Genomic DNA, 2,260 nt, shown 5'->3' with positions numbered 1-2,260 from the left:
TTGCTATAGACCACATTTAAGTTTAAATATGAACACCCCGAATCAGATGTATGAGCAAACTAAAACCGAGCTAATTGCTTAACTCGGTTTGAAGTGGAATACTGTCAATCTATTTCAGGACAAGACATAATGAAAAATATTACTTAAATTTTGAAAGTCTAGTAACTAAAATTCAGCTGAGCTTGTTACAATGGCCGATTCTAAATTAGTAACAGAAAAGAAGATAGTGATGCTGAGCGCATACGGAAAGAATATGCTCGCCCTCATTCACTAAGTCATTTTGTTAATTCAAAAATTATTTACTTAATAGATTTATTATATTGTTGAAGGATAGCTTTGTGAAAAGAATACTAATAGGAATGTTTTTGTGTTTCAGTGCATTGGCTAATGCTAAATCATTAGAATGTGGTAGTAATTACTCTTTATTTGAAGAACTTGTTCAGATGAAATCTGATGCAAACCTGATTAGTAATGAAAGTGAAATTCTTAATTTTATAGAAAAATATGATTACTCTTCTTTGTTTAATGAGAAACACCCAAATAAAAAATTCTGGGGGTTTAAAAATTATGATGCAGATAGACAATATTGGGCTGAAGATGAATGGATTGATAGTAAAGTTTATAATAAAAGGATAGGAAAACTAGCGAAATATAACGCTAAAAATGAATTAAATCCCTATTTTTATGAATTGTTAGACTACAAATATAATGCTGTTACTCCAGTTGGAGAGGTGTGCATTATTCCTGTTCAAGCGTATGCAAGAATAGAGTCAGAAGGAGAAGAATTGGGGATTGAAGCAATGTTGGTAGATTATTTCTTTGTTCGAGATAATCTGAGTGATCAATGGCGCGTTTTAGATTATGGTTTCCAGTTTTTAGATCAAGATTTGAAAGAGTTCTTTCCTAGTTTACCCGTGAATATTAAGAATGGATTGAATACTGGAGTTATTGCTGCTGAGGATTTAATAAACGTCTCCATAGATGATCAATAATAAAAATTTCAATATATGACCTCCTTCGGGAGGTTTTTTACAATAGTTAATAATGAAAAAAAACACTTAAAAATAATGATAAAACCAAGAAAAAGCAAAGTTTTATATAGAAAAATACATGAGTAGTCAATTGTTTCTCAACCAAATCAAAGCGGGTACGACATTTAAATTCAATCTGAATTTAACGGCATATCCTGCATCTGATTGGACAATCTATGCATATCTAGGTGGTGCAGATCTGCAGTCTACAGCGCAGGGAAATATGCATGTCTTCAATGTGCCTGCAAATATCTCAAAAGACTATAAAACTGGCCATTATGGTTTTTCACTTCGTATAGTGAATTTTAGCACTGGTGGGGTGGAGGAACTTGAATCAGGTGTGCTTGAGCCTAATTCAGATCTCGCGTCTATTTCAGAAAATACCGATCTAAGAAATTATGCACAAAAAACTTTAACTGCGTTAGAAGCGGTTATTGAAGGTCGTGCCAGCTTAGACCAAGAGCGATATCGCATTAATAACCGTGAGCTATACCGTATGTCTAAAATATCTGAAAAGCTTTCAGGAAATACGAAAAATTGATTTATTGTTTGGCATTTACACATCATGAATACTTTTAGCTTTTGTTCAAATTGAATTTATGATTTCGTGTTGTATGAATAGGAAAATAATATAAATAAAGTTAATATTAAAAGATAGTTGAAAAATAATGATAATAATTCGATGTTTAAAATAATGATATATGTGATGATCAGCCTATGTAGTTTCTCTATATATGCAAAAAATTTAAAGCAAGCGACAGAACATGACTATATCACTGAACGATATTACCTCGGTTTAGATTCAGATCGCGTTATTGAACAAAAAATGCAACAAGTCCGGGCTCGTGGAGATATCAAGGCACAGGTAAATGTCATTTGTGTCGATACTCTGAATTTTTACAAGAACTTAATCGCTTTAAATCAGGCAAATCGGCATTTCAATTATAAAACAATTGATGCCGAAACTCGTACCTACAAAAAGCTATTGAATGGCTTGGAATAAGCCGATGTCTGTCTAAAAGTATAAGGCTGAGTTTTACTTCCTTTTATAGACCATTTTTAGCAGAATCTTTATTACACACATACACACATACACACATATTGAACCGTACCGACTATATCGGAGACAGTTTATTTAAGTTATGCAACACAATCTAAGGTGTTGATTTTATCATAGTACATATTTTCAAACTCAAATGGTGAAACATAGCCAATAGAACTATGTAGCC

At 32.4% G+C, this 2,260-nt stretch carries 3 protein-coding genes; all 3 read left to right on the top strand.

Annotated elements, in window-relative coordinates; translation table 11 throughout:
- Positions 1–338 precede the first annotated feature (338 nt).
- The 3 genes from MF4642_RS16375 to MF4642_RS16365 all read left to right on the top strand — a co-directional run bounded on the left by MF4642_RS16375 (position 339) and on the right by MF4642_RS16365 (position 2,034).
- Positions 339–992 (top strand): hypothetical protein, encoded by a 654-nt coding sequence (locus tag MF4642_RS16375; RefSeq protein ID WP_078426866.1) that lies wholly within the window; start codon positions 339–341, stop codon positions 990–992.
- A 118-nt stretch (positions 993–1,110) separates the two neighbouring features.
- Positions 1,111–1,572 carry a hypothetical protein gene (locus tag MF4642_RS16370; RefSeq protein WP_078426865.1) on the top strand — a complete coding sequence of 154 codons (462 nt, stop codon included), beginning with the start codon at positions 1,111–1,113 and terminating at the stop codon, positions 1,570–1,572.
- A 165-nt stretch (positions 1,573–1,737) separates the two neighbouring features.
- Positions 1,738–2,034, top strand: coding sequence for a hypothetical protein (locus MF4642_RS16365; protein WP_153041807.1), 297 nt, complete (start codon positions 1,738–1,740; stop codon positions 2,032–2,034).
- The last annotated feature ends 226 nt before the right edge of the window (positions 2,035–2,260 follow it).

Origin of the sequence: Acinetobacter sp. MF4642 (assembly GCF_002018925.1) — a bacterium.
In the GTDB taxonomy this organism is placed as follows: Bacteria; Pseudomonadota; Gammaproteobacteria; order Pseudomonadales; family Moraxellaceae; genus Acinetobacter; species Acinetobacter johnsonii.
The sequence above is the reverse complement of the archived record's forward strand: the minus strand, read 5'-3'. Positions and strand labels throughout refer to the sequence as shown.

Excerpts from the sequence above, each read along its gene's own strand:
- MF4642_RS16370 (WP_078426865.1), top strand. The coding sequence starts at position 1,111 with ATGAGTAGTCAATTGTTTCTCAACCAAATCAAAGCGGGTACGACATTT.
- MF4642_RS16365 (WP_153041807.1), top strand. The coding sequence starts at position 1,738 with ATGATCAGCCTATGTAGTTTCTCTATATATGCAAAAAATTTAAAGCAA.